We start from the raw sequence: 21,124 nt of genomic DNA, 5'->3' as shown, positions 1-21,124 counted from the left end.
TTACCCATTGCCTTTGTACAGAGGATTACGCGTGTGACGGTCAAACGCCCCGTCTCGGCCAGCCTGGCCCGGGCATTTTTTTACATTGTTTTGCTGTCGATACTTTCTACCGGTGTCGCGTTGCTGACGCTTGCCAGCAGTTTGCAGGATGCCGAAGCCATCAATATTTCTGGCTCACTGCGTATGCAAAGCTATCGGCTGGGCTACGACCTGCAAAGCCGCAGCCCCCAGTTGAATGCGCACCGCCAGCTGTTCCAGCAAACCCTGAACTCGCCGGTGCTGCAAAAACTGAATACCTGGTACGTTCCGGACGCGGTAAAAAGCGGCTACGCGCGACTGCATGCTAACTGGCTGGAAATGGACGCACGACTGGTCGACGGCGATTTACCGTGGTATCAAAAAAACATCAACGCGTATGTCGATCAGATAGATTTGTATGTGCTGGCGCTCCAGCGCTACGCCGAGCGGAAAATGATGCTGGTCGTCGGCATCTCACTGGCGGGCGGGATTGGGATTTTTACGCTGGTCTTCTTTACGCTGCGGCGGATTCGCCAACAGGTCGTGCGGCCGCTCAACCAACTGGTGATGGCGAGCCAGCGTATTGAACACGGGCAGTTTGACACTCCGCCGCTGGATACCGGTTTACCCAACGAACTGGGGTTGCTCGCAAAAACCTTTAATCAGATGTCGAGCGAACTGTATAAACTTTATCGTTCGCTCGAGGCCTCTGTCGAAGAGAAAACCCACGACCTGCATGAAGCCAACCGTCAACTTGAGGTGCTCTATCAGTGCTCGCAGGCGCTGAATACCAGTCAGATCGATGTGCACTGTTTCCGTCATATTCTGAAGATCGTGCGGGAAAATGACGCCGCGTATTATCTGGAGTTGACCGTCGGCGACAACTGGCGCATCAGCGAAGGGACGCTGAGCGCCTCCCTCCCGTTGCAAATCTTGCCCGTCACCATGCAGGAGACGGTCTACGGTGAGTTGCACTGGCAAAGCCCCAACGTTAATGCCTCTGCACCGCTGCTGAACAGCGTTTCAAGTATGCTGGGGCGCGGGTTGTACTTTAACCAGGCGCAGAAACACTTCCAGCAGTTGCTGTTGATGGAAGAACGCGCGACCATCGCCCGCGAACTGCACGACTCGCTGGCGCAGATGCTTTCCTATTTACGCATTCAGCTCACCTTGTTAAAACGCTCGGTGGCGGAAGAGAACGCGGTAGCACAATCGATCCTCTCCGATTTTTCCGTCGCGTTAAATGATGCCTGGCGTCAATTGCGTGAGCTGCTCACCACCTTCCGTCTGACGCTGCAGCAGGCCGATTTGCCCTCGGCATTGCACGAAATGCTCGATACCCTGCAAAATCAAACCTCCGCTAAACTGTCTCTGGACTGCCGCTTGCCCACGCTGGCGCTGGATGCGCAAATGCAGGTGCATTTATTGCAGATTATCCGGGAGGCGGTGTTAAACGCCATTAAACATGCCGACGCCACCGAGATTGCCGTCAGTTGCGTCACCGCACCGGACGGAAATCATACCGTCTACATTCGGGATAATGGCGTGGGGATCGGCGAACCAAACGAGCCACCGGGGCACTATGGTCTGAACATTATGCGTGAGCGTGCTGAAAGACTCAGCGGTACCTTACTTTTTTCACAACCTTCCGGGGGAGGTACGCTGGTGAGTATCAGTTTCCGGTCTTCAGATACTGAAGAGAGTCAACTGACGTAAAAAATGGCAAAGCGTCAGAAAACCTGAATACAGGCCAGACGCGACAGGCACAAAACGTACGCTGTAAATGGGCATGATAATTTACATTATCTCCTTTTTTTCTCCACGTTTGCCTGACGCCTTGCCGCTACAGTGATGCAAGTCATACCCATAACGATACGTAGAAACACGAGGTCCTCTTTTAATGGCGAATTTTTTCATCGATCGCCCCATTTTTGCCTGGGTGCTGGCAATACTGTTGTGCCTGACAGGAACCCTGGCCATCTTATCTTTACCCGTTGAACAATACCCCGATCTGGCGCCTCCGAACGTGCGAATCACCGCAAACTATCCGGGCGCGTCCGCACAAACGCTGGAAAATACCGTCACTCAGGTTATCGAACAGAATATGACTGGTCTCGATAATCTGATGTACATGTCGTCGCAGAGCAGCGGAACAGGGCAAGCGTCGATCACACTCAGCTTTATCGCCGGGACCGACCCGGATGAGGCTGTGCAGCAGGTACAAAACCAGCTGCAATCCGCGATGCGCAAGTTGCCGCAGGCGGTACAGGATCAGGGCGTCACCGTGCGAAAAACCGGGGATACCAACATCCTGACTATCGCGTTTGTGTCTACCGATGGCTCAATGGATAAGCAGGATATCGCCGACTATGTCGCCAGTAATATTCAGGACCCGCTGAGCCGCGTGAATGGCGTGGGGGACATTGATGCCTACGGTTCACAGTATTCAATGCGAATATGGCTGGACCCCGCCAAACTGAACAGCGTTCAGATGACCGCCAAAGACGTGACCGACGCCATTGAGTCGCAGAATGCGCAGATCGCCGTCGGGCAACTTGGCGGTACACCCTCGGTGGACAAACAGGCGCTGAACGCCACCATTAATGCGCAATCGCTGCTGCAAACGCCCGATCAATTCCGCGCCATTACGCTGCGCGTCAATCAGGACGGTTCCGAGGTGAAACTGGCGGATGTCGCCACCGTCGAAATGGGGGCGGAAAAATACGATTACATCAGCCGCTTTAACAGCAATCCTGCTTCTGGTCTCGGGGTAAAACTGGCCTCTGGCGCCAATGAAATGGCCACTGCCAGTCTGGTCCTTCACCGTCTGGATGAGCTTGCGCAGTACTTCCCGCATGGGCTGGAATACAAGGTGGCCTATGAAACGACCTCCTTCGTAAAAGCCTCTATTGAAGACGTGGTAAAAACGCTGCTGGAAGCCATCCTGCTGGTGTTCCTCGTCATGTACCTGTTCCTGCAAAACTTCCGTGCAACGCTGATCCCGACCATTGCGGTGCCCGTGGTATTGATGGGCACCTTCTCCGTGCTCTACGCGTTTGGTTACAGTGTCAATACGCTGACGATGTTCGCGATGGTGCTGGCGATCGGCCTGCTGGTCGATGACGCCATCGTGGTCGTGGAGAACGTCGAGCGAATAATGAGCGAGGAAGGGCTCTCTCCGCGCGAAGCAACACGCAAATCGATGGGGCAAATTCAGGGGGCGCTGGTCGGTATCGCGATGGTGCTTTCCGCGGTATTTGTACCGATGGCTTTCTTCGGTGGGACAACCGGGGCGATTTATCGACAGTTTTCTATCACCATTGTGGCCGCGATGGTGCTCTCCGTGCTGGTAGCGATGATCCTGACCCCTGCCCTGTGCGCCACGTTGCTGAAGCCGTTGCATAAAGGCGAACAGCACGGGCAAAAAGGATTCTTCGGCTGGTTTAACCGCAGCTTTAACCGCAATGCTGAACGTTACGAAAAAGGGGTTGCGAGAATTCTGCATCGCAGCCTGCGCTGGATACTGATCTACGTGCTGCTGCTTGGCGGTATGGTGTTCCTGTTTTTGCGCCTGCCCACCTCATTTTTGCCGCTGGAAGATCGCGGCATGTTCACGACCTCCGTCCAGTTACCCAGCGGTTCAACGCAGCAACAGACGCTGAAAGTGGTGGAGGAAGTCGAGAAATATTTCTTTACCCATGAAAAAGACAACATCATGTCTGTCTTCTCAACGGTCGGCTCAGGCCCGGGTGGAAACGGGCAGAACGTGGCCCGCATGTTTGTCCGTTTAAAAGACTGGGACGAACGAGACACCACAACCGGAACGTCGTTTGCCATCATTGAGCGCTCAACGAAAGCCTTTAACAAGATTAAAGAAGCCCGGGTGTTCGCCAGTAGCCCCCCCGCGATCAGCGGCCTTGGCAGTTCCGCTGGGTTTGATATGGAGCTTCAGGATCACGCCGGTGCCGGGCATGACGCATTAATGGCTGCCCGCGACCAACTGATTGAGCTCGCCGGGAAAGACAGTCTGTTGACCCGTGTCCGCCACAATGGTCTGGACGACAGTCCGCAGTTGCAAATTGAAATTGACCAACGTAAAGCGCAGGCGCTTGGCGTCTCTATCGATGATATCAACGATACGTTGCAAACAGCCTGGGGGTCGAGCTACGTCAACGACTTTATGGACAGAGGTCGTGTGAAGAAAGTGTACGTTCAGGCGGCGGCAAAATACCGCATGCTGCCAGGCGACATCAATCTCTGGTACGTGCGTAATAAAGAGGGCGGGATGGTGCCTTTCTCCGCCTTTGCAACCTCCCACTGGGAGACCGGTTCACCGCGTCTGGAGCGCTACAACGGCTACTCTGCGGTAGAGATTGTGGGGGAAGCTGCCCCCGGTGTCAGCACCGGCACCGCGATGGATATTATGGAGTCGCTGGTACGCGAATTGCCGACGGGCTTTGGTCTGGAGTGGACCGCAATGTCATATCAGGAACGCCTCTCTGGCGCACAAGCGCCAGCGCTGTACGCCATCTCGCTACTGGTGGTATTCCTGTGTCTGGCGGCGTTGTATGAAAGCTGGTCGGTGCCGTTCTCGGTGATGCTGGTGGTGCCATTAGGCGTTATCGGCGCCCTACTTGCCACGTGGATGCGCGGTCTGGAAAACGACGTCTATTTCCAGGTGGGGTTACTCACGGTCATTGGTCTCTCGGCGAAAAACGCCATTCTGATTGTCGAGTTCGCCAACGAGATGAATGAGAAAGGGCACGATCTGCTGGAAGCCACTTTGCACGCCTGTCGTCAGCGCTTACGACCAATTCTGATGACCTCGCTGGCGTTTATCTTCGGGGTGTTGCCGATGGCGATCAGCAATGGCGCAGGTTCCGGTGGTCAGCACGCCGTGGGAACCGGCGTGATGGGCGGAATGATCTCCGCAACGATTCTGGCGATCTACTTCGTACCGTTGTTCTTCGTGCTGGTACGTCGACGCTTTCCGCTAAAACCGCGACCAGAATAATCGCGCCATAAAAAAGGCGACCTGCCAACGGGTCGCCTTTTCTGTGTGAAACCTTCACACTATGATTATTTCACTGCTTATTTCTTCCTGAAAACTATTTACGAAGCATCACTTCGATAAAGTCTTTCCAGTTCCCCAGTTCACGTTCAATCATAACAACCTCTCTTATTATTATGGGTATTCTACAAAAACATTATCTTCAGGAGAAGATAATTTAACCGATTGGTGCAATTACATTCTTCGGAAAACGAGACTATGTCATCACTATGGTCCTATACTCATAAACTTTATGTGACCAACTGCAATATTTTGCAACAATCATACATCTTCTACTACTTTCTCAATTTTGATGTAAAAACAGTCAATTGCAACAGGTGATAATCTGAATTATCACCTCTGCGGAATATTCAAGAACATTCATGTATCATTATTCACAATACATTCAACAATGTTATATTTCACGGCCATCATTACCTGAGAAATAACAGCGATGATGACTATTCCGCGTAGTCATGCACTGCGATAATATTGCTTAATTATTCGAAATTCGCGTAAAAGGATTCAAAAATGGTTACCGTCTTCGGCATCAAAAACTGTGACACCATCAAGAAAGCGCGGCGCTGGCTGGAGGCGCACGGCATCGACTACCGTTTCCACGATTACCGTGTGGACGGATTAGATAATGAATTATTGAATAGCTTTATTGCTGAGTTAGGTTGGGAAGCGTTACTGAATACGCGTGGCACCACCTGGCGCAAACTTGATGAAGCGACGCGTAATAGCATTACCGATGCTACTGCCGCTGCCGCATTGATGACAGAAACGCCAGCAATAATAAAACGACCATTGCTCTGGACGCCCGGTAAGCCTATGCTGCTTGGCTTTAGCGAATCCAGTTATCAGCAGTTTTTTAATGAGGTGTAGTCTATGTCGTGCCCGGTCATTGAGCTGACACAGCAGCTTATTCGCCGCCCTTCCCTGAGCCCGGATGATGCGGGATGTCAGGCGTTAATGATTGAACGCCTGCGCGCTATCGGTTTTACCGTCGAGCGCATGGATTTTGGTGACACACAGAATTTCTGGGCATGGCGCGGACAAGGTGAAACCCTCGCCTTTGCCGGCCACACCGACGTGGTCCCCGTCGGAGATGTCGATCGGTGGATTAACCCGCCTTTCGAGCCAACGATCCGTGACGGTATGCTGTTCGGCCGCGGTGCGGCAGACATGAAAGGTTCCCTGGCGGCGATGGTTGTGGCGGCAGAGCGCTTCGTGGCTCAGCATCCCAATCACCGTGGGCGTCTGGCATTTCTGATCACATCAGATGAAGAAGCCAGCGCGCAGAACGGCACCGTTAAAGTGGTTGAAGCGCTGATGGCGCGTCGCGAAAGACTCGATTATTGCCTGGTGGGCGAACCTTCCAGCACTGAAATCGTCGGCGACGTGGTGAAAAATGGTCGTCGTGGTTCACTGACCTGTAATCTGACGATTCACGGCGTCCAGGGTCACGTGGCTTACCCGCATCTGGCAGATAACCCCGTTCACCGCGCAGCACCCATGCTGAATGAACTGGTGGGGATTGAGTGGGATCAGGGCAATGAATTTTTCCCTGCCACCAGCATGCAGATAGCCAACATCCAGGCGGGCACCGGCAGCAATAACGTGATCCCGGGCGAACTGTTTGTCCAGTTCAATTTCCGTTTTAGCACGGAACTGAACGACGAGATGATCAAGTCCCGCGTGCAGGCACTGCTCGACAAACATCAGTTGCGCTACACCGTCGATTGGTGGCTTTCCGGCCAACCTTTCCTGACGGCACGCGGCAAACTGGTGGATGCGGTGGTGAATGCCATTGAGCACTATAATGAGATCAAACCCCAACTGCTCACGACGGGTGGAACATCCGACGGGCGGTTTATTGCACGTATGGGAGCACAAGTGGTGGAACTTGGGCCGGTCAACGCCACCATTCATAAAATTAATGAATGTGTGAATGCGGCCGATCTGCAACTGCTTGCCCGTATGTATCAACGTATCATGGAGCAACTCGTCGCCTGATGAGTGCTCCCGAAAGAGGAAATAAGCATGGACTGGCTGGCACAATATTGGTGGGTTCTGATACTGGTTTTTCTGGTAGGCGTACTGCTGAACGTGATCAAAGATCTCAAGCGCGTCGACCATAAAAAATTCCTCGCCAATAAGCCGGATCTTCCCCCACATCGTGACTTTAACGACAAGTGGGACGATGACGACGATTGGCCGAAGAAAGATCAACCGAAGAAGTAACCCGTAGGCCCGGATAGCACGCATAGCGTTGCCATCCGGCCCTCGCGCCTGATGGCGCTACGCGTATCAGGCCTTACCTATCAGATCATCTCAATCACATCATCATCATGGGGCGTACCGCCACTGAGCGCTTCATCGAAGTAATGCTTCGGCACGGTAAAGCGCAAATGATCGAGCGCGAACTGCATACTGCGGTCATCAATGGCGTGCCCTAAACCTTCCACGATATCCAGTGTGACATCGCCCCCCGCCCGTAATAAGGCTTCCTGGGCCGCCACCGCATGCGATAACTCAATCACCCGATCTTCACCGCCGTGAATCAGATGCACGGTGGTCGCGGTTGTCGCGGTTTGTGGCAGACTGGCGTAGCGACCATTAAACGCAATCACTCTGGAGGCCAGTCCCGAATGCGCTTGCACGCTTTCGAGCGACATAATCGCGCCTTGTGAAAAGCCAATCAGCGCCGTGGCTTTCGCGCCCACCCCGCTTTGCTGTTGCCAGTAGCGGATCGTTTCAACGAATACCGGCATGATAGCGTCAACCCGCGCCTGACGATTTTCTTCCGTCACGCCCTGCACGGAAAACCACTGGCGTCCCGGTGCCGGACCACAGGGTTCTGCGCCCCCAATGCTGACAATCAGCGCGTCCGGGAACAGGGGAATAAACCAGCGCCCCAATTCCCCCATCGCGACCGGGTTGTCACCCACGCCATGAAACAGCAGCAACAACTGTTGTGCGGGTTGGGCAGGACTTTGAACAACAAAATGGTCATGTTTCATGGCAATCTCCTTAACTGATGGGTCGATTCTACGCCGCTTAATCACAATGACCATGCCAGGAAATTGAAGGAGTTAGTGAAAAAATTGCCATTGCAAAATACGATCATGTAACCGCTGCGCGCGTCCGGCATCCAGCGTTGCCAGCGCCTGCGCGACTTCCGCTCTCTGCATGGCCAGCAGCGCTTTACGCCCTGACAGAGCCAGTCTGGCGCACAATTGCACTTCACTGTCTTTGTCCCGCAGACGTCCACGTAACGCAGGAAGCGGGTGACAGCAGGTCTCCAGCAGACGACTAAGGCTGCCTAGCGACGTCAGCAGCGGACGATGGGCAAAAGCAAAACCTGCCAGCGCCTGCCAGTCATCATCATTAAGCGTAGCCTCTTTCAGCGGGATAACCGGAACCGCTTCACCGTTCCAGTGAGACAACGCCAGCGCATCTCGTCGCAGCCGGTGATGCTCACTCTCTGCCAGCTGTTTCCCCGCTTCGCTGATCGGGAAAATGGCCATCGCTGTAAAACACCCGCTACTCGCTTCCCGATGGTTCCCCATCCGGACCAGGATGAATCCACAGCGTTGCCAGAAGCGCCACAATGTCGCCGTGAAGCCAAAGCTGACGGAGAGATAATCCAGCTGAGACGCGTCGGCACTGGCCTGTGCGATCAACTGTTGACCAAGGCCTTCACGTTGCCGTGTGGGATGTACGGCAATGCGGCTCACGCGTCGCCCTGTCAGCGTTGCCGCCAGCGGAGAGCCTCCATGCGCTGCCAGTGATTGCGCAACCAGATTGCCTCGGGGTCGGCGGTAGCCCGCCCAGACCGCCTGACTCAGACGGGCGGATAATCCGCCTTCATCCACCAGCCAGACGGCGCCAGCCACACGGTCGGTCCCTGAGGCCTGAAGAAAATGCTGACCAGGGGCATCCATCATGCGGCGTAAATCCAGCGGCGATGTGCGATAGTGCGCGCCGGAGAGCAGTCGATATACCGCCAGCGGCAGTTCCGGATTTGTGCGCCAGGCGTCCTGTGCAAACGCCGAGATGCGAATATCGCCCTGCGGAGTCTGCGCGAATGTTTCGTCATCAAAAACCAGTGCGTCGCTGACTGTTTTTTCCAGCGGGCATCCTTGCGCCCAGCGAATTGGCTGGCGCAACTCAAAACGCTGCAGATGCGCAAAGTGAGCGCAAAACTTCAGTAAAAAGCCGCGGCCAGTGCCTTCGTAACCCTGAACGGTGGTGGTCAACAGCGTGCGGGGAAACCGCGCCACCAGGCGATGAAGTAGCGGAGCGGGCAGTGCGGCGGCTTCATCAACAATCAGCCAGTCTGCGGATTCAGCGCCCGCCAGCAACGCATCCGGTGCAATAAAACGAAATTTGTCACCCGCGAACTGCGCCAGCACGTCCGTTGCCGCTTTTGCCGGTGCCGTCACAATCGCCGTACCGCCGATTCGCCGGATCAACTGCCCTGCCAACGCCGATTTTCCCCGACCACGCGCGGCGGTGACAGTGGCCACGCCGGAAGGCATTTGCAACAACTGCTGCAAAATTTCGGCTTGTTCAGGCTGCGGCTCACCCGATGCGGGTTGCCAGTCGTCACGGACTGGAAAGTGCGGCCACGAGAAGGGCTGATGTTGTTGCCAGTGCAACACCTGCTCATCGCGGGCGATGCATCGCATAAAATGTTGGACAAAGTGAGGGGTGGGAATCGGTTGTGGGCAGTCGCTCCAGCGTAGCGAATCTTCGTCAGGGTGATTTTCCCAGGTAGCATAGGCAGGCGTCAGCAATACCAGCCAGCTTCCCGCCTGAAGCGTACCACTCAACGCGGCAAATGCAGCAGCGTCAAATCCCTGCCGCACATCAAACACCGCATGACGAAACTCTCGCCCCAGTAATGTTTGCAACGCCTGAGGCCGACAGTGCGGCTCAACAGGTGCTTCAGACGCGACCCACAGCCAGTCGCCCGGCAACGCGTCGCGAAGCATGAGCGCCTGTTCAGCGCACCAGCGTTCATTACCACTGAGCACCAGCAGACGACGAATGCCCTCCTTCGCCATTTGCGCAGTTAAGGTACTCAGCACATTGTTTTCCGACATCCCTGCCCCGGTCGTTTAAAAGCCTTTGCCAAAGGTATTACATTGTGCCGGGTCGCCGCTATCAAATCCGCGTTTAAACCAGCTGTAACGTTGCTCAGATGTACCGTGCGTAAAGCTGTCCGGGACAATCCGCCCCTGACCCTGCTGCTGCAGACGATCGTCGCCAATCGCCTGAGCGGCATTCAGCGCTTCTTCCAGATCACCCGATTCCAGCACGCCCTGATGTTTCATGCTGTTGCCCCAGACGCCGGCAAAACAATCCGCCTGTAATTCCATGCGCACGGAAAGCTGGTTTGCTTCTGTCTGCGTTGCGTTCTGCTGCAACTGACGCACTTTCGGCTCAATGCCCAGCAGTTTTTGCACATGGTGTCCCACTTCATGGGCAATCACATAGCCCTGAGCGAAATCGCCATCAGCGCCCAGTTTGTTCTTCATGTCATCATAGAACGAGAGATCGATGTAGACGGTACCGTCCGCCGGGCAGTAAAACGGCCCCATTACCGACTGGCCCGCACCGCACCCGGTACGCGTCGCGCCACGGTACATCACCAGCTTCGGTTGCTGGTAGGTACGCCCCATCTTTTCAAACTGTTGTCCCCAGGTGTCTTCTGTTGTTGCCAGGATCACCGAGGTAAATTTTGCCGCTTCATCATCATTTGGGCTGATGGAACGTGTCGATTGTTGTTGCGAGACCGGTTCACCGGTCATTAATCCGCTTAAATCCACACCGTAATAACCCGCTACCAGCACCACAATCAGCAGAATGATGCCGCCTTTGCCACTTGGCAAACGAAAGCCAGGACCGCCCATAGAGGGGCCACCACCGGTGCTATTGCGCCTGTCTTCCACATTGTCACTTTCACGACGCCCTTGCCAGCGCATAGTCATACCTCATCAATATATTCGTTATAGTGATGATCGTAGGCGCTCAGGGAGAGGATTACCATAGGAAACAGCTACCAGAATCGGCTGTTCGGGATGAACCGGAGAGTTTTTAACCCTCCGGTTTCAGAGAAGATGTTAGTCTAACTTTACACCCAGGCGGTGTGCGACGGCTTCATAGGCTTCGATCAGGCCGCCAAGACTCTGACGGAAACGGTCTTTATCCATTTTATCCAGCGTCTCTTTATCCCACAGACGGCTACCGTCCGGAGAGAACTCATCACCCAGTACCACTTCGCCTTTGTACAGACCGAATTCCAGTTTGAAGTCGACCAGAATCAGACCCGCATCATCAAACAGCTTTTTCAGCACATCGTTGGCTTTGTAGGTTAACTCTTTCATCCGTGCCAGATTTTCTTTGCTCACCCAACCAAAGGTTTCGCAGTAAGAATCGTTGACCATCGGGTCATGCATGGCGTCGTTTTTCAGGAACAGATCGAACAACGGCGGGTTCAGTTCAATGCCTTCCTCTACGCCTAAGCGTTTCACCAGAGAGCCTGCAGCGCGATTACGTACCACGCACTCTACCGGCACCATATCCAGCTTTTTCACCAGACACTCGGTGTCGGAAAGCAGTCGCTCCATCTGGGTCGGGATACCCGCTTCTGCCAGTTTGGTCATAATGAAATGGTTGAATTTGTTGTTCACCATCCCTTTGCGATCAAATTGTTCAATGCGCGCGCCATCCCCTGCTGACGTATCATTGCGGAATTCGAGCACCAACAGGTCCGGGTTTTCCGTGCTGTATACGGTTTTCGCTTTACCACGATACAACTCAGCTTGCTTTTGCATCTTTAACACTCCTGGGTGTGAATTAACGATAAAAATTGCGTTTTTCTGCCGACGCACACGTTTGCGTATCATATCAGAAAAAAGGGCCGGATATCTCCAGCCCTGTTTTATTACTTACTGAATGCAGCCTGGAATACGGCAACCAGGGCATCGTTTTGCGATTGCGTCAGGGTATGCCCCTTCGGATCGATAAACTGCAAGCTACTACGGTTATCTAAATCACCGACCTGCAATTTATAATCGCCGGACACCAGTCCCGGATCGCTTGCGCCCAGTTCCTGCCAGTCACTGTCAGAAAGCGGTTTGTAAGTCACGGCAAGACTGCCCTTCGAGCGCGTGCTGTCGGTCACTTTCATGCCCGCTTTTTCAAGCGCTGCCGGCAGACGCTGCCAGACGACGTTAAACGGACCACGCACCACCAGCATTGGCAGACCGGTGTCGTCGGCCGCGCTCTGTACGTCCATGCTCGCAGCAGAACGATTCTGCGCCGCATTCGCCGCGTCAGTGGCCGTCTTATCGAGGCCCGCAGAGATAACGTTCATCATCTCAGCGCTGTAACGCTGCAACGACGCCGCATCGGCAACCGGTTTACCCGCCTGTTCCAGGTTAACCAGTTTCACAGAGACAGCCTGTTGATAACCTTGCGGTTTAACAGAGATTTGATAGCGTCCGCGATACTGCTCGTCTTCGTCCAGACGGTTCCAGTCAACCCAACCGGTCGTCAGCGTCTGAGTGGCATCGTCACGTTTGTCAATCGGGTAGTTTTTAGACTGAATCAGACTAACAACCTGTGGCCACAGCGTGTTGCCACGACCATTCTCCACCAGCAGAGTTGCGGTATCGCCAGTAAACTGGGTACGCGCGCCGCTGACCAGCGCTAACGGCTGAGCTGGCGGGCGAATGTCCAGCGCTTTACCCACAGCACCGCTGCCGTTGGTCACCGGAATGTTGTAGTCGCCTGTTTGCACCGGCAGAATCATCCCTGCAGGGGCATGAAGTTCAGCAAGCGGTGCGGCATCCAGATAGGATTCATCACCGCTCACCTGGCGCTTGTAGCGCGAGTCAGAACTACAGGCAGCGAGCAGCATAACAAGCGAAACACCCGCAACCTTGGCCAGGCGCGACTTTTGTACTGAGTAAGCCATCAAATCTCCCTAAACTTTACAGCAAACCGGCATGCTTAAGCGCCGCTTTGACAATCTCACGACCATTATCCGTGATCGGCGTCATTGGCAGGCGCAGCGTATCGGTCGCCACAAGACCCAACTCCTTACATGCCCATTTCACCGGGATAGGATTGGGTTCGACAAATAGTTTGTTGTGTAACGGCATCAGACGCTGGTTGATCACACGCGCCTCGGCAAAACGCCCTTCTGCCGCCAGTTTGCACATTTCAGCCATATCGCGCGCTGCAACGTTAGTCGTTACAGAAATCACGCCATGACCACCGAGCTGCATAAAGTCCATCGAGGTCGCATCATCGCCGCTAAGCAGCGCGAAATCATCTGAAACCAGCTCTTTGATCTGGTGAACGCGACTTAAGTTCCCTGTCGCCTCTTTAATTGCGACAATATTTTTCACCTTCGACAGGCGACCAACGGTTTCCGGCAGCATATCGCAGCCAGTACGGGATGGCACATTATACAGAATTTGCGGCAGGTCGGTGTGCTCAGCGATGGCTTTGAAATGCTGGAACAGCCCTTCCTGCGTCGGACGGTTGTAGTACGGCGTCACCGTCAGGCAACCGACAATACCGCTGTCGTTGAAACGCTGAGTCAGGCTAATGGCTTCCGCAGTCGCATTGGCGCCCGTTCCGGCGATCACCGGAATACGTCCATCAGCCAGCTCCACCGTCATCATCACCACGTCGGCATGCTCATCATGACTCAGCGTGGCGGACTCGCCTGTGGTGCCAACAGAAACAATCGCCGAAGTGCCGCTAGCGACATGATAATCAATCAGTTTTTTAAGGCTTGACCGGCAGACATTACCTTTATCATCCATCGGTGTAACAAGCGCGACAATACTTCCCGTGAACATGGGCCATCCTCTGTGCAAACAAGTGTCTCAATGGTACGTTTGGTACGACAATAAAAGCAAGTGACCAGAGCCGTTCTGATTGTTGTATGCAGGTTTTTTTTATGCTTTCCTTATGATTACCTCACCTCTGAAAGGAAGAACAGGATTGACATCGTCATCGCAACATTATCTGGTCATCACTGCGCTGGGTGCCGATCGCCCGGGAATTGTGAACACTATCACCCGCCATGTCAGCAGCTGCGGCTGTAATATCGAAGACAGTCGACTGGCGATGCTGGGGGATGAGTTTACGTTTATTATGTTGTTATCGGGTTCCTGGAACGCCATCACCCTGATTGAATCGACCTTGCCGTTGAAAGGCGCAGAGCTGGATTTATTGATTGTGATGAAGCGCACGACCGCCCGTCCTCGCCCGGCAATGCCCGCCACGGTGTGGGTGCAGGTCGACGTGCCAGACTCTCCGCATTTGATTGAGCGTTTTACCGCCCTGTTCGACAACCACCAAATGAACATCGCCGAACTGGTTTCACGCACTCAACCCGCTGAAAACGAAAAGGCTGCGCAGCTTTTTATTCAAATTACCGCACATAGCCCGGCATCGCAGGTTTCGGTAAATATTGAACAAGCGTTTAAAGCACTATGTACAGAACTCAATGCGCAAGGCAGTATAAACGTTGTCAATTACTCACAACATGATGAACAGGACGGAGTTAAGTAATGAACCCACTGAAAGCCGGTGATACCGCACCGAAATTTAGCTTGCCGGATCAAGACGGAGAACAAGTAAATTTAACCGACTTCCAGGGACAGCGAGTTTTGGTTTATTTCTACCCCAAAGCCATGACGCCCGGCTGTACCGTTCAAGCCTGTGGCTTACGCGATAACATGGACGAGTTAAAAAAAGCAGGTGTTGAAGTGCTGGGGATCAGCACCGATAAACCTGAGAAGCTCTCCCGATTTGCTGAGAAAGAAGTCCTTAACTTCACGCTGCTGTCAGATGAAGATCATAAGGTTTGCGAACAATTCGGCATCTGGGGTGAAAAATCCTTTATGGGCAAAACCTACGATGGCATCCATCGCATCAGTTTCCTGGTCGATCCCGACGGGAAAATTGAGCATGTGTTCGATGACTTTAAAACCAGCAATCACCACGATGTGGTGTTGAACTGGTTAAAAGAAAACGCGTAACTCCTCTTCCCGGCGCTGGCGACAATCGTGTCGCCAGCGCCGTTTTTCTCTGCGTAACATCCCCCAATGTGACTAATATCACAGTGTTATTTTCCCTGCCGACACTAATGCCGACACACCAAATCGCGGACGGTATTGACCATCACTTTTGTTCTATTTTCGCAACAAAAACCACGTAACCAGTTGATTTTAAGATAATTAAAAAGATGGCATCCTTTGTGCATAACAGGCGTAACGTTTTGTTTTGTCTCAAGGAGCCACATGAACCGCTTTGTGATAGCCGATCCTCAGTGGTGTATTGGATGCAATACCTGTCTTGCTGCGTGTTCGGACGTACATAAAAAGCAAGGCTTGCAGCAACATCCACGACTTGCTCTGGTGCGAACCCCCACACAAACTGCGCCTGTGCTTTGTCGTCACTGCGAAGACGCCCCCTGCAAGCAGGTGTGTCCTGTCAATGCGATCACGCGCCATGATGACGCCATTCAGCTCAATGAAAGCCTTTGCATTGGCTGTAAACTTTGCGGCCTTGTCTGCCCGTTTGGCGCCATTGTCCCTTCCGGCAGTCGTCCTGTTGACGTTCCCACGCAGTTTGCCCATCAGGCGGAAGGACAACTCAATGACGTGCCGGAAAGCGCGCCGGCGCTCAGCCCCTTCTTACGCTGGGATGCCGGGGTACAAGCCATCGCCGTTAAGTGCGACCTCTGCTATTTCCTCCCCGAAGGTCCGGCGTGCGTCGCCACCTGTGTTACTCAGGCGTTGCACCTGGTCACCGATGATGTCCTGCGCCAGCAGACCAGACTGAAACAGCAGCTGGCTGTCGACGCGATGCCGGACCTCGCGCTGGATCCTCTTTCATTGACTCAGGAGCAACGTTGATGGATGCCCTGCAATTATTGATGTGGTCGCTGGCGCTCTATGTCGCCGGCGGCGTGATGTCATTGTTATTCTCAGGACGCGATCGGGCTGCCATTAATATCGCCGGTTTATCGGGGGTTTTAGGGGGACTTACCGGCATCGGCAGTGCGATAACGCAGCTGAAAACCGGCGCGACGCTCACCTGGGCTATTCAGACTCCCTTCTCATTTGCCGCGCTGACAGTTCGAATGGACAGCCTGTCCGCCTTTATGGTGCTGGTGATTTCATTGCTGGTCACCGTCTGTGCGCTTTACTCTTTGGCCTACATGCGCGAATACGTCGGCAAGGGCGCCGCCGCGATGGGGTTCTTTATGAACCTCTTTATCGCCTCGATGGTCGGTTTGCTGGTGATGGACAACGCCTTCTGGTTTATTGTGCTGTTCGAAATCATGTCGCTGGCCTCATGGTTCCTGGTGATTGCCGAACAGGATGACGAATCCGTCAGCGCAGGCATGCTCTACTTCTTCATCGCCCACGCCGGTTCAGTTCTGATCATGATCGCCTTCTTCCTGATGTGGCGACAAAGCGGCAGCCTCGACTTCGCCAGCTTCCGGGAATTGTCACTCTCGCCCGGTCTGGCTTCTGCCGTCTTCCTGCTGGCATTTTTTGGCTTTGGCGCAAAAGCGGGGATGCTACCGCTGCACAGTTGGTTACCCCGCGCTCACCCTGCCGCACCGTCACATGCTTCCGCGCTGATGTCAGGTGTGATGGTGAAGATCGGTATTTTCGGCATTCTCAAAGTCGGTATCGATCTCCTCGCGCATAGCGGCATTCCGCTGTGGTGGGGCATCGTCGTGCTGGCGTTTGGCGCCGTGTCTGCCGTGCTCGGCGTACTTTATGCCCTGGCGGAGCATGACATTAAGCGCCTGCTGGCCTGGCACACCGTTGAGAACATCGGCATTATTTTGCTCGGGGTCGGGGTCGGCATGATTGGCCTGTCGATACACCAGCCAATCCTGGCGGCGGTCGGCCTGCTGGGCGCTCTCTTTCACCTGCTCAATCACGCCTTGTTTAAAGGTCTGCTGTTTCTTGGCGCCGGGGCCATCATCTGGCGTTTGCACACCCGCGATATGGAAAAAATGGGCGCGCTGGCGAAAAGGATGCCCTGGACCGCAGGTGCGTTTCTGATTGGCTGTCTGGCCATTTCCGCAATGCCGCCGCTGAACGGTTTTATCAGTGAGTGGTACACCTACCAGTCGTTATTTGCCATGACCCGGTTTGACGATGTGGCATTGCGTCTGGCGGGTCCCATCGCCATCGTGATGCTCGCCATTACGGGTGCGCTGGCCGCCATGTGTTTCGTTAAAGTCTACGGAATCAGTTTCTGCGGCGCACCGCGCAGCGAAAAAGCGGAGCAGGCGCAGGAAGCGCCCTGGCAGATGGTGGTGGCGATGATCGTGCTCGCCGCGCTGTGCGTCTTTACCGGCATTGGCGCCAGCTGGGTCGCGCCGCAAATCATGCAGATTGTGCTCTCGTTTACGGCGGCCAGCACCGCGCCTGTGGCAGAGGGCATTTCGCTGATCCCGGGTGAAATGCATGAAACCCTGATGACTCCATCAACCGTTTTCCTGTTGCTGCTCGCCTTGCCTCTCCTGCCGGGTCTCTACTGGTGGGTCTATCGCTCCAGACGCGGCGACTTCCGCCGTGCCGGGGATGCGTGGGCCTGCGGCTACGGCTGGGAAAGTGCGATGGCGCCTTCTGCTGGCAGCTTCACTCAGCCGTTGCGGGTGATGTTCTCTACGCTCTATCGGTTACGCAAACAGCTCGATCCGTCACCACCGCTCGCCAGTGGTTTACTCCACGCCACGACCGCTGCGCGGAACACGGAACCGTTCTGGGATGAGTACATCATCGCCCCCATCGTTCGTATGACACAGCGCCTGGCGCACAAAATACAGTATCTGCAAAGCGGCGATTTCCGCCTGTATTGCCTGTATGTCGTGGCTGCGCTGGTCATTCTGTTACTGATTATCGCCGTCTGAGGAAACGACCATGACACCCACACTCTTCGACGGATATCTGGCGGGTTTTGCGTTGTTGCAGGCCGTCATTTTATTGGCACTGACGCCGTTGTTCACCGGGATCTCCCGGCAGATCCGCGCCCGTATGCACTCACGCACGGGACCGGGGATCTGGCAGGACTACCGCGACATCAACAAACTGTTAAAGCGTCAGGAAGTCGCGCCCTCTTCATCGGGTCTGATGTTTCGCGTCATGCCATGGGTATTGCTCAGCAGCATGTTGGTGGTGGCAATGGCGTTGCCACTCTTCATCCGTACGTCGCCCCTCGCGGGCGGCGGCGATTTGATCACTCTTATCTATCTCTTTGCCTTATTCCGCTTCTTTTTTGCCCTTTCCGGGTTGGATACCGGAAGTCCGTTCTCAGGGATCGGGGCCAGCCGGGAAATGACGATGGGTATCCTGGTGGAACCCATTCTAATCCTCTCTCTGCTCGTTATCGCATTAATGGCCGGCTCTACGCATATCGCCGTCATTAGCAACGTACTGGCGGCAGGTTGGGCATCGCCGGTCGCCACACTGCTGGCGTTGCTCGCCTGCGGTTTCGCCTGCTTCATTGAAATGGGAAAAATTCCTTTCGATGTTGCAGAAGCCGAGCAGGAACTTCAGGAAGGGCCGTTAACAGAGTATTCCGGTGCCGGACTGGCGCTGGTGAAGTGGGGGCTTGGGCTGAAACAGGTGGTGATGGCCGCGTTGTTCATCTCGCTGTTCCTGCCGTTTGGCAACGCAACAACCCTGACTTTCAGCAGCTTGCTGATCTCGCTGGTCGTGACACTGGGCAAAGTTCTGCTGCTCTTCGTGCTGGCGTCTTTCGTCGAAAATACTCTGGCGCGCGGCAGATTCCTGCTGACGCACCACGTTACCTGGCTCGGTTTTAGTCTCGCCGCGCTGTCGTATGTTTTCTGGTTAACCGGTCTGTAAGGAGCATCGACATACCATGGAATCTCTTGCTCTAACGACGCTGCTGCTACCGTTTATCGGCGCGCTGGTCGTTTCGCTTGCCCCACAGCGCCAGGCCGCCACATTGGGGACGCTCTTTGCCGGACTGGCGACGATCAGTATGCTGGCGCTGGAGGTCATGTTTTACCAGACCGGGAAAGTGACGGTTGTTCTTCCGCTGGCGAGCGTCAATGACATCGCGCTGTTTGGACTGGTGATCGATCGCGTCAGTACGTTGATCCTGTTTGTGGTTGTTTTTCTCGGCCTGCTGGTTTCACTCTTTTCCAACGGCTATTTGACCGAAAAAAACCGCGAACACCCGCACAACGGCAGCAACCGCTATTACGCCTTTCTGCTGATTTTTATCGGCGCAATGTCCGGGCTGGTGCTCTCTTCCACCATTCTGGGGCAACTGCTGTTTTTCGAAATCACCGGCGGCTGCTCCTGGGCGCTGATCAGCTACTACCAGACAGCAAAATCACAGCGTTCTGCGTTAAAGGCGCTGTTGATTACGCACATCGCCTCACTGGGGTTGTACCTCGCCGCCGCCACGCTGTTTTTACAGACCGGCACCTTTGCGCTCAGCGCGCTGAGTGAAGTGCAAGGTGACGCCCGCTATCTGGTTTACGGCGGCATTCTGTTCGCCGCATGGGGGAAATCGGCACAGCTGCCGCTCCAGGCCTGGTTGCCGGATGCGATGGAAGCGCCAACGCCGGTCAGTGCGTATCTGCATGCGGCCTCGATGGTCAAAGTGGGGGTCTACATTTTTGCCCGCGCGATCCTCGACGGCGGTCAGATCCCGCCTGCCATTGGCTGGACGGGCGTGGTGATGGCGCTGGTAACGCTTATCTACGGTTTCATGATGTATCTGCCGCAACACGATATGAAACGCCTGCTGGCCTGGTCGACCATTACCCAACTGGCCTATATTTTTCTCGCACTGTCACTTGCCACTTTCGGTTCTCATCTCGCTTTCGAGGGCGGTATTGCTTACATCGTCAACCACGCGTTTGCCAAAAGCCTGTTCTTCCTGGTCGCGGGTTCTCTGAGCTATAGCTGCGGAACACGTCTGCTGCCGCGTCTGCGCGGCATATTGCGCACGTTGCCGCTGGTGGGAATTGGTTTCTGCGTGGCGGCGTTGGCCATCACCGGCGTACCGCCATTCAACGGTTTCTTCAGCAAGTACCCGCTTTTCGCCGCCGGTTTCATGCTCTCCAGTCAGTACTGGTTGCTGATACCTGTCCTGGTTCTGGTGCTGATTGAATCGGTCGCCAGTTTCGGTTGGTTTATTTATTGGTTTGGTCGCGTCGTGCCGGGCAAACCGAGTGACGACGTTGCGCAGGCAGTGCCGCTGCCGCTCTCAATGCGTCTGGTGTTGATGGTACTGATTGTGATGTCGCTTGTGTCCAGCGTCATCGCCGCAACCTGGCTTCAGTAAGGAGGTGAAGGATGACGGGAACAACGCTCGTAAATAATCTGGCGGGACTGATGATGCTGACGTCACTTCTGGTGATCTGCGTCAAAGGCTATCGCCTCTCATGTATTTTTTATGCCGTCCAGTCGCTGGTTCTGGTGTCCATTTTCGTGACGCTCTCGCGGGTGTTTGCGGCAGAACAACTGATGATGTGGTCGGTCAGCGCCTTCGTCACCAAAGTGGTGATGGTGCCGCTGATTATGAGTTTTGCCGTACGCAAAATCGCCCCGGTCAGCACAGAGAAGAACTTGTTCGGCCCGGCAACCATGGCGTTACTGGCTGCACTCATTGTGCTGCTCTGCGCTTTCGTCGTACAGCCGGTGAAATTACCGATGGCGGCGGACCTGAAGCCTGCACTGGCGGTAGCGCTGGGGCATTTCCTCCTCGGACTGCTGTGCATTATCAGCCAACGCAATATTTTGCGGCAGATTTTCGGTTACTGCCTGATGGAGAACGGCTCCCATCTGGTGCTGGCGCTGATCGCCTGGCGCGCGCCGGAGCTGGTCGAAATAGGCATTGCGACCGACGCCATTTTCGCCGTTATCGTGATGGTGCTGATGGCCAGAAAAATTTGGCGGACCCATGGCACGCTGGACGTGAACAACCTGACTGCGTTGAAGGGATAATGAA

At 54.6% G+C, this 21,124-nt stretch carries 19 protein-coding genes; 12 read left to right on the top strand and 7 right to left on the bottom strand.

The features are described 5' to 3' along the window. Positions 1-33: 33 nt before the first annotated feature. Positions 34-1,734, top strand: coding sequence for a nitrate/nitrite two-component system sensor histidine kinase NarQ (gene narQ / locus AC07UY_RS11675; protein WP_494701205.1), 1,701 nt, complete (start codon positions 34-36; stop codon positions 1,732-1,734). Between the two features lie 184 nt (positions 1,735-1,918). After that, on the top strand, positions 1,919-5,032 hold the full coding sequence (gene acrD / locus AC07UY_RS11670; protein WP_494701206.1) for a multidrug efflux RND transporter permease AcrD: 3,114 nt from the start codon (positions 1,919-1,921) through the stop codon (positions 5,030-5,032). Positions 5,033-5,126: 94 nt separating this feature from the next. Here the strand turns inward: acrD and ypfM are convergent, their stop codons facing one another. After that, positions 5,127-5,186 (bottom strand): protein YpfM, encoded by a 60-nt coding sequence (gene ypfM, locus AC07UY_RS11665; protein WP_001386977.1) that lies wholly within the window; start codon positions 5,184-5,186, stop codon positions 5,127-5,129. A gap of 413 nt (positions 5,187-5,599) precedes the next feature. On the opposite strand from ypfM, the gene AC07UY_RS11660 reads away from it, so the two are divergent. The 3 genes from AC07UY_RS11660 to AC07UY_RS11650 are packed head-to-tail and all read left to right on the top strand — an operon-like array spanning position 5,600 to position 7,315. After that, complete coding sequence (locus AC07UY_RS11660) at positions 5,600-5,956, top strand: ArsC family reductase (RefSeq protein ID WP_494701207.1); 357 nt, start codon at positions 5,600-5,602, stop codon at positions 5,954-5,956. Positions 5,957-5,959: 3 nt separating this feature from the next. Further along, on the top strand, positions 5,960-7,087 hold the full coding sequence (gene dapE / locus AC07UY_RS11655) for a succinyl-diaminopimelate desuccinylase (RefSeq protein WP_203360461.1): 1,128 nt from the start codon (positions 5,960-5,962) through the stop codon (positions 7,085-7,087). 27 nt (positions 7,088-7,114) lie between these two features. Next, positions 7,115-7,315 carry a YpfN family protein gene (locus AC07UY_RS11650; RefSeq protein ID WP_203360460.1) on the top strand — a complete coding sequence of 67 codons (201 nt, stop codon included), beginning with the start codon at positions 7,115-7,117 and terminating at the stop codon, positions 7,313-7,315. A gap of 80 nt (positions 7,316-7,395) precedes the next feature. Here the strand turns inward: AC07UY_RS11650 and ypfH are convergent, their stop codons facing one another. The 6 genes from ypfH to dapA form a co-directional block, all read right to left on the bottom strand. Continuing rightward, on the bottom strand, positions 7,396-8,094 hold the full coding sequence (gene ypfH, locus AC07UY_RS11645) for an esterase (protein WP_494701208.1): 699 nt from the start codon (positions 8,092-8,094) through the stop codon (positions 7,396-7,398). Between the two features lie 72 nt (positions 8,095-8,166). Next, on the bottom strand, positions 8,167-10,182 hold the full coding sequence (locus tag AC07UY_RS11640; RefSeq protein ID WP_494660990.1) for a tRNA(Met) cytidine acetyltransferase TmcA: 2,016 nt from the start codon (positions 10,180-10,182) through the stop codon (positions 8,167-8,169). A gap of 15 nt (positions 10,183-10,197) precedes the next feature. After that, positions 10,198-11,064 carry a KPN_02809 family neutral zinc metallopeptidase gene (ypfJ, locus tag AC07UY_RS11635; RefSeq protein ID WP_203360457.1) on the bottom strand — a complete coding sequence of 289 codons (867 nt, stop codon included), beginning with the start codon at positions 11,062-11,064 and terminating at the stop codon, positions 10,198-10,200. 138 nt (positions 11,065-11,202) lie between these two features. Continuing rightward, positions 11,203-11,916 (bottom strand): phosphoribosylaminoimidazolesuccinocarboxamide synthase, encoded by a 714-nt coding sequence (gene purC / locus AC07UY_RS11630; RefSeq protein ID WP_203360456.1) that lies wholly within the window; start codon positions 11,914-11,916, stop codon positions 11,203-11,205. A 110-nt stretch (positions 11,917-12,026) separates the two neighbouring features. Beyond that, positions 12,027-13,061: an outer membrane protein assembly factor BamC gene (gene bamC, locus AC07UY_RS11625; RefSeq protein ID WP_494701209.1), complete on the bottom strand. Its 1,035-nt coding sequence runs from the start codon at positions 13,059-13,061 to the stop codon at positions 12,027-12,029. A gap of 16 nt (positions 13,062-13,077) precedes the next feature. Then, positions 13,078-13,956, bottom strand: a complete 879-nt coding sequence (dapA, locus tag AC07UY_RS11620) for a 4-hydroxy-tetrahydrodipicolinate synthase (protein WP_203360454.1) — start codon at positions 13,954-13,956, stop codon at positions 13,078-13,080. A gap of 145 nt (positions 13,957-14,101) precedes the next feature. Between dapA and AC07UY_RS11615 the strand changes: the two genes are divergently transcribed. The 7 genes from AC07UY_RS11615 (at position 14,102) to hyfE (ending at position 21,120) form a co-directional block, all read left to right on the top strand. Beyond that, complete coding sequence (locus AC07UY_RS11615; RefSeq protein WP_202882566.1) at positions 14,102-14,674, top strand: glycine cleavage system transcriptional repressor; 573 nt, start codon at positions 14,102-14,104, stop codon at positions 14,672-14,674. Further along, entirely contained in the window at positions 14,674-15,144 is a 471-nt protein-coding gene (gene bcp / locus AC07UY_RS11610; RefSeq protein ID WP_162379060.1) for a thioredoxin-dependent thiol peroxidase, read from the top strand. The genes AC07UY_RS11615 and bcp overlap by 1 nt, the downstream gene beginning before the upstream one ends. A 261-nt stretch (positions 15,145-15,405) precedes the next feature. After that, entirely contained in the window at positions 15,406-16,023 is a 618-nt protein-coding gene (locus AC07UY_RS11605; RefSeq protein ID WP_494701210.1) for a 4Fe-4S dicluster domain-containing protein, read from the top strand. Next, positions 16,023-18,044: a hydrogenase 4 subunit B gene (hyfB, locus tag AC07UY_RS11600; RefSeq protein WP_494701211.1), complete on the top strand. Its 2,022-nt coding sequence runs from the start codon at positions 16,023-16,025 to the stop codon at positions 18,042-18,044. The genes AC07UY_RS11605 and hyfB overlap by 1 nt, the downstream gene beginning before the upstream one ends. 10 nt (positions 18,045-18,054) lie before the next feature. Continuing rightward, complete coding sequence (locus tag AC07UY_RS11595) at positions 18,055-19,002, top strand: respiratory chain complex I subunit 1 family protein (RefSeq protein WP_203360451.1); 948 nt, start codon at positions 18,055-18,057, stop codon at positions 19,000-19,002. A 16-nt stretch (positions 19,003-19,018) separates the two neighbouring features. Next, positions 19,019-20,458: a hydrogenase 4 subunit D gene (locus AC07UY_RS11590; RefSeq protein ID WP_494701212.1), complete on the top strand. Its 1,440-nt coding sequence runs from the start codon at positions 19,019-19,021 to the stop codon at positions 20,456-20,458. 11 nt (positions 20,459-20,469) lie between these two features. After that, on the top strand, positions 20,470-21,120 hold the full coding sequence (hyfE, locus tag AC07UY_RS11585; RefSeq protein WP_494660993.1) for a hydrogenase 4 membrane subunit: 651 nt from the start codon (positions 20,470-20,472) through the stop codon (positions 21,118-21,120). The last annotated feature ends 4 nt before the right edge of the window (positions 21,121-21,124 follow it).

This window comes from Citrobacter sp. GW821-FHT02E08, assembly GCF_059421685.1.
This window is presented reverse-complemented; position numbering and strand designations above follow the sequence as displayed.